This window comes from Rhizobacter sp. (assembly GCF_031412075.1).
In the GTDB taxonomy this organism is placed as follows: Bacteria; Pseudomonadota; Gammaproteobacteria; order Burkholderiales; family Burkholderiaceae_C; genus Rhizobacter.
Genome location: NZ_JANOCG010000083.1, coordinates 1 through 5,578, shown reverse-complemented (window position 1 = coordinate 5,578; position 5,578 = coordinate 1). Strand labels below are relative to the sequence as shown.

Sequence of the window (5,578 nt, the reverse complement as noted above, 5' to 3'; positions counted from 1 at the left end):
TCGAGCTGCCCGCAGCGCGGCGCGGCCAGCTGCTGGCCGAGATCACACGCCTGTGCGTGATGCCGGGCTACGACCAGCCGGTGCGGCTGGCGCTGGTGAAGGCCAGCCACCTCTTTTGCATCGCCACGCAGATCGGGGGCGTGCTGGCGGGCTCGCGTCGCTCGCTGTTGCGCACCTACGAAAACCTGGGTTTCACCGACCTGTTTGGCGACGAGCGCATGTGCCCGCTGCTGCACGCCGGTGGCCTGCCGCACCGCGTGCTGTTCCGAGACACCGTCACCTCCGAGGCGATGGCGCGTGAGCGCTGCCACCCCGACTACCACTTCGTGTTTCGCGATTACCACCCCGACATCGCCATCTTCGAGGCCCTGGGGGCGGCGCAGTCGGCGGGCCTGCGCCCAATGGCGCCAGACGCCTGGCCGTGCGCCGCTTGAGGTGTGCAGCCTAGGAGCTGACGGGAGCTGACTCGAGGTGTGCCTCGAGCTTTTCGCGCAGTTGTTCGCTGCTGAAGGGCTTGGCCAGAAAGTCGTCCATGCCTGCGGCGCGGCACTGTTCGCGGTCTTCGGGGAAAACGTTGGCCGTGAGCGCGATCAGCGCGAGCCGAGGCAAGCCGTGCAGGGCTTCGTGCTCGCGGATGCGGCGGGCCGCCTCGAAGCCGTCCATCTCGGGCATCTGGCAGTCGAGCAACACGAGGTCGGGCCGTGCCCTGTGGGTCTGGCACACCCGCTCGACCACGCCCAGCCCGTTGACCACACGCTCCACCGCCACGCCCAGTCGGGTGAGCGAGGCTTCCGCTACCAGGGCGTTGACCTCGTTGTCTTCGGCCAACAGCACCGAGCCGCTCAATGCGCCGGCGCGGCGCGATGGCGGCAGCGTTGTCGGGGTTGAGTTGGGGGTCGAAGTCGCCGGCACGCTGGCCGCGCGCGGGCGTTGCAGCGGCAGCGACACCTCGAAGGTCGAGCCCACGCCCAGGGTGCTGTGGTAACTGATGTTGCCGCCCATGGCCTCGCAGATCGCGCGCGTGATGCTCAGGCCCAGGCCGGTGCCGCCGAATTTTCGGGTGTTGGAGCTGTCGATCTGCACGAAGGGCTCGAAGATGCGGTCGAGCGCCGTCGGCGAAATGCCCACGCCGGTGTCTTCAACGCGGATCAGCACGCCCTTGCCGCCGTTGGTGTCGGTCACGCGCACACGCACCGTGCCACGTTCGGTGAACTTGACCGCATTGCCCACCAGGTTGAGCAGCACCTGGCGCAGGCGGAACGGGTCCATCTGCACCCGGCAAGGCCGCGGCAGGTCGAGCGCGCTGGTCAGCGACAAGCCTTTTTCCAGCGCGCCGGGGGTGCACATCTCGATGGTGTCTTCGACCAGTTGGGCCAGGTCGATCTGCTGCGGATGCAGGTCGATGCCCTGTGCACCGAAACGCGAGTACTCCAGGATGTTGTTGATCAGCCCCAGCAGGTGCTCGCCGCAGCGGCGTATCACCGCCAGGCCCTCGGTCGGGTTGCTCACCGGCGTGCCCCCCAGCAGCATGCTCGACATGCCCAGGATGCCGTGCAGCGGCGTGCGCAGCTCGTGGCTCATGTTGGCCACGAACTCGTTCTTGGCGCGGTTCTCGCGGCGCGCGAGATCGAGTGCCGACGACAGCTGGCGGGTCAGTTCCTCGTTGGTGAAACGCAGCGTCAGCATCTCGACGATGTGCCGCTCCGAGCGGCGCGTGGCCAGCAGCAGCAGCGCATAAAACACCAGGATGGAAAACGCGCCGTACACGCCGAAGCTGTCGCCGCGCGACAGCATCATCGCGGCGCCCGGCAGCTGCATCGGCGCGGTGTAGGCAATGCAGCAGGGCCAGTCGGCGTGCAGCACAAAGGCCGCGATGGCGGTCACACCGGCCAGCGTGGCCACCACGATGGTCATGGTGGCGGTGTCGCCGGCGGGCATCAGCCACACGCCAGCGGCGCCCCAGACCAGGCCGTCGAGAAACAGCATGGCCTTGCCCCATTGCAGCCACGCCAGCGAGTCGCTCTGGCGGCGCAGGAACATGCGGCCGTGGATGATGCGTGGCACCACCACCGCCACCTTGAGCGCCACCCACCACAGCAGGGTCTGGTCGGCGACGACGCCTCGCAGGTGCAAGGCCAGCGCAAAGGCAAACGCGGTGGCAGCGAACACCGCCACGGCGGTCTGCTCGAAGATCATGCCCATTTGCGCGGCGCGAACGCGCTCCTGGATGTCAGGGGCGACATCTCGCATGGCAGGCGATGGAACGGTGGCAGCCATTGGCGAGCAATGTACTCGCGTTGGTGCGTGCTGCACGGGGCAGGGCGCCCCCTAAGTTACCTCAGCTAACTCAGGAACAACACCGCCGCGATCGCCACCGCCGCCGGCAGGGCCTGCACATAGAGGATCTTGCGCGTGGCCGTGGCGGCGCCATAGAGACCGGCGACCAGCACGCAGCCCAGGAAGAACAGTGCCACCGGCCGCCCGCTGGCGCCCAGCATCAGGCTCCAGATCAGGCCGGCTGCCAGAAAACCGTTGTACAGCCCCTGGTTGGCGGCCAGCACTTTCGACTGCGTGGCGAACTCGGGCGTGGTGCCAAACACCTTGCGGCCCTTGGGCGTGTCCCACAGAAACATCTCGAGCACCAGGATGTAGATATGAATCGCGGCCACCAGGCCAATGAGGATGGAGGCAATCAGCATGGTTCGGTTCTCCTCGGGTTTGTTGTTATGACCGCGGGTCAGCTTACTGCGCCGTGATGAATCACGGCAGCCCGTTGCGGCCGTGCAGGCGAAAGCCCTCGCGCTCGCTCAGGCGCTCGTAGTACGCCATCACCTCTGGCAGGTCCGGCTTGGCAAACGGCACCATCACCCAGCGGTGGGTCGACAGGCCGATCACGATGTCGGCCAGCGTGAAGCTGTCGCCCGCGGCGTAGGCACCGGTGCGGGCCAGCTGGCGCTCCAGAATGCCCATGTGGTGGTTCCAGCTCTCTATGCCGGCTTCGACGGCGGCCTGGTCGGTGTGATTCGGGCTTTTGCGCACCAGCGACATGAACACATAGCGCCAGGCGTTGTTGAGCTCGGTCGCCTGCCAGTCCATCCACTGCTCGACACGCGCCCGCGCCTGCGGCTCGGTGGGCAGCAGGTCGTGCCGCTGTTCGCGGGCGGCGAGGTAGCGGCAGATGGGGTTCGACTCCCACAGCACGAAGTTGCCGTCGCGAATGACCGGCACCATGGCGTTGGGGTTCATCGCCAGGAATTCGGGCGCCTGCGTGGCCTTGAAGCCCAAGCCCCATTCCTCGTGCTCATAGGGAAGCTTGAGCTCCGCACAAAGCCACAACACCTTGCGCACATTGATCGACGGTGACTTGCCCAGGATCTGAAGCATGGTGGTTTCTCCTCGTCAGACAGGTTTGGAAGCGTCGGCCTGGCACTGTGCCTGCAGCGCGGCCCAGCCGTCGGCACCCAGCTTCTCCAGCGTTTGCATGTTGGCCTCGAAGATCGCCTCGGCCTCGGGAAAGGCCGCCACCGCGCGGTCGATGCTGGCTTCGCGCAGCAGGTGCAGCGTGGGGTAGGGCGACTGGTTGGTGGCGTTGGTCACGTCGTCGGCATCGGTGCCGGCAAACTGGAAGCGCGGGTGAAAGCTCGCCACCTGCAGAACACCCTCGTGGCCCAGCTGCTCCAGCAGGCCGTCGGCCGCACCGAGAAAGTCGTTGAAGTCCAGGAAGTCGTTCAAGACCTGGGGGTGGATCAGCAAGGTGGTGTCGATCAGCGACGGATCTGTGGCCGCGAGCCGGTTCATCTCATCGCCCAGCTCGGCCAGCAAGGCCTCGGGCGTCTCGGCTTCGCTGACCACATAGCGCACCTGGTTCTTGCCGTGCACGGCTTTCGCGAAGGGGCACAGGTTGAGCCCGATCACCGCGCGCTCGACCCAGGCGCGGGTTTCGGCAATGGCTTGGTGGGCAGAGGGCGTCATCGAGAGGCAGGCGTTCAAGCGGAGACCCGAATGATGACAGCCTGCCGCGACAATCGGCCCCCATGCCCACGCTCAAATACCTCGCCGGCTACCCACCCGAGCTGATCGCCCGGGCGCAAGCCCTCATCGACCAGGGCCGCCTCGCCGAGACGCTGGCGCAGCGTTATGCCGACACGCACGAGGTGCGCACCGACCGCGCGCTGTACGACTACACCATGGAGCTCAAGAGCCGCTACCTGCGCAGCGCCGCGCCGTTGAGCAAGGTGGTGTTCGACAACAGGCTGAAGATCGTGCAGCACGCGCTGGGCACGCACACCACGGTCTCGCGTGTGCAAGGCAACCAGCTCAAGGCCAAGCGCGAGATCCGCGTCGCCAGCCTGTTCAAGGACACGCCGCCCGAGTTCCTGAAGATGATCGTGGTGCATGAACTCGCACACCTCAAGGAGCGCGATCACGGCAAGGCCTTCTACCAGCTGTGCGCTCACATGGAGCCGCAGTACCACCAGTACGAGTTCGACCTGCGGCTGCACCTCACGGCGTTGGAGTTGTGAGGGAGAGCCTGTCTTTGTGCAACCCGGCGCCTCGGGCGGCTTCTCGGGCAGAGTGGCCGACAAAGTGAGTTGGATGCGTGACCGGAGTCGGCCATGGGCCGCCTGTCGTGATGATCCGCTTGCGAACATCCAGTCCTTGGCTTTCGCGCACGTTCCCCTCCCTGTGGTGGCGTGATGTCGCAGCGCTCTCGGCGCGGCTCACAATTGCCGCCACTTCGGCACCTGGGGATGCGGTGAGATGAGTACCGGTACATCGACGAGTCCTGCGCGCGCGCTTTGGCTCCTGCCGTTGTTGGCGGGACTGTTGCCCCTTGTGGCCACCGTCATCGCGTACCGTTTGTCGATCCAGTTGGGATTGGTGCCCGAGTGCAATCCATTCTTCGAGGGCTGTGTGTCGATCAGCCGCGCCGGGCGACACGATCTGCCGAACATCCTGTTCCGCGGACTGTTGCTGCCGGCCGCCGTGCTCCAGTCCATGTGCTGGCTTCTTTGCCCGGGTTGGCTGCAAACGCTCGGCGCCGCGCCCAACCGCTGGCTACGCACGTTGCCGCCGCTGGGTGTTGCTGCGGGTGTGTTTCTGGTGCTCTACGGTACCTTCCTTGGCACCGAGGGCGAAGGCTACCGCTGGATGCGTCGCTATGGGGTGGCCTTCTACTTCGGCCTGACCTGCATCGGCATGCTGGTCGTCAGCGATCAGATGCGGCGCCAGATCCGCGGCGGCAAGCTCGAACGGTGCATTGCCGCGGCACTGCTGGCGCTCTGCGCGCTCCTGCCGCTACTGGGGCTGGCCCATCTCCTGCTGCCGCTGTGGTGGTCCGAACCCACAGCCAGTGATGCGCTGGAGAACGCCACCGAATGGTGGGCCGGCGCGATCTTCACGGTGTTCTTCATCGCGCTGGCCTGGGCTTGGCGCAGCACGGGCTTCGGGCTGCAACTGCACAGCCGAGGCAGCCGCCAGGACGATCCGAGTTGACCCTGCAGAGACTGGCCGAGCGACTGCTGTTCAGCGCCCCTCGATTTGGGAAAGTTTTGGGGCCGTTTGGGGACAGCGACGG

General features: G+C 66.3%; 6 protein-coding genes and 1 pseudogene. 3 read left to right on the top strand and 4 right to left on the bottom strand.

Translation table 11 applies throughout. From position 1 onward, the window contains the following. Positions 1 to 434: pseudogene (locus RMO40_RS03165) on the top strand (hypothetical protein); the annotation flags it as partial. 10 nt (positions 435 to 444) lie between these two features. Here RMO40_RS03165 and RMO40_RS03160 read toward each other — a convergent pair. The 4 genes from RMO40_RS03160 to RMO40_RS03145 all read right to left on the bottom strand — a co-directional run bounded on the left by RMO40_RS03160 (position 445) and on the right by RMO40_RS03145 (position 3,972). Next, the gene (locus tag RMO40_RS03160; RefSeq protein WP_309716217.1) at positions 445 to 2,250 is read right to left on the bottom strand and encodes an ATP-binding protein; all 1,806 of its coding nucleotides are present in this window, start codon (positions 2,248 to 2,250) and stop codon (positions 445 to 447) included. Between the two features lie 92 nt (positions 2,251 to 2,342). Then, positions 2,343 to 2,699, bottom strand: a complete 357-nt coding sequence (locus RMO40_RS03155; protein WP_309716214.1) for a DUF1304 domain-containing protein — start codon at positions 2,697 to 2,699, stop codon at positions 2,343 to 2,345. A 61-nt stretch (positions 2,700 to 2,760) separates the two neighbouring features. Further along, a complete protein-coding gene (locus tag RMO40_RS03150) occupies positions 2,761 to 3,384 on the bottom strand; it encodes a glutathione S-transferase N-terminal domain-containing protein (protein WP_309716208.1) in 624 nt (207 codons plus the stop codon). A 15-nt stretch (positions 3,385 to 3,399) separates the two neighbouring features. Continuing rightward, on the bottom strand, positions 3,400 to 3,972 hold the full coding sequence (locus RMO40_RS03145) for a DUF1415 family protein (RefSeq protein ID WP_309716205.1): 573 nt from the start codon (positions 3,970 to 3,972) through the stop codon (positions 3,400 to 3,402). Positions 3,973 to 4,034: 62 nt separating this feature from the next. Between RMO40_RS03145 and RMO40_RS03140 the strand changes: the two genes are divergently transcribed. Both RMO40_RS03140 and RMO40_RS03135 read left to right on the top strand, forming a co-directional pair. Further along, positions 4,035 to 4,523 (top strand): M48 family metallopeptidase, encoded by a 489-nt coding sequence (locus RMO40_RS03140; RefSeq protein ID WP_309716203.1) that lies wholly within the window; start codon positions 4,035 to 4,037, stop codon positions 4,521 to 4,523. Between the two features lie 313 nt (positions 4,524 to 4,836). After that, the gene (locus tag RMO40_RS03135) at positions 4,837 to 5,496 is read left to right on the top strand and encodes a hypothetical protein (protein WP_309716198.1); all 660 of its coding nucleotides are present in this window, start codon (positions 4,837 to 4,839) and stop codon (positions 5,494 to 5,496) included. The last annotated feature ends 82 nt before the right edge of the window (positions 5,497 to 5,578 follow it).

Excerpts from the sequence above, each read along its gene's own strand:
- RMO40_RS03160 (WP_309716217.1), bottom strand. The coding sequence starts at position 2,250 with ATGCGAGATGTCGCCCCTGACATCCAGGAGCGCGTTCGCGCCGCGCAA.
- RMO40_RS03155 (WP_309716214.1), bottom strand. The coding sequence starts at position 2,699 with ATGCTGATTGCCTCCATCCTCATTGGCCTGGTGGCCGCGATTCATATC.
- RMO40_RS03150 (WP_309716208.1), bottom strand. The coding sequence starts at position 3,384 with ATGCTTCAGATCCTGGGCAAGTCACCGTCGATCAATGTGCGCAAGGTG.
- RMO40_RS03145 (WP_309716205.1), bottom strand. The coding sequence starts at position 3,972 with ATGACGCCCTCTGCCCACCAAGCCATTGCCGAAACCCGCGCCTGGGTC.
- RMO40_RS03140 (WP_309716203.1), top strand. The coding sequence starts at position 4,035 with ATGCCCACGCTCAAATACCTCGCCGGCTACCCACCCGAGCTGATCGCC.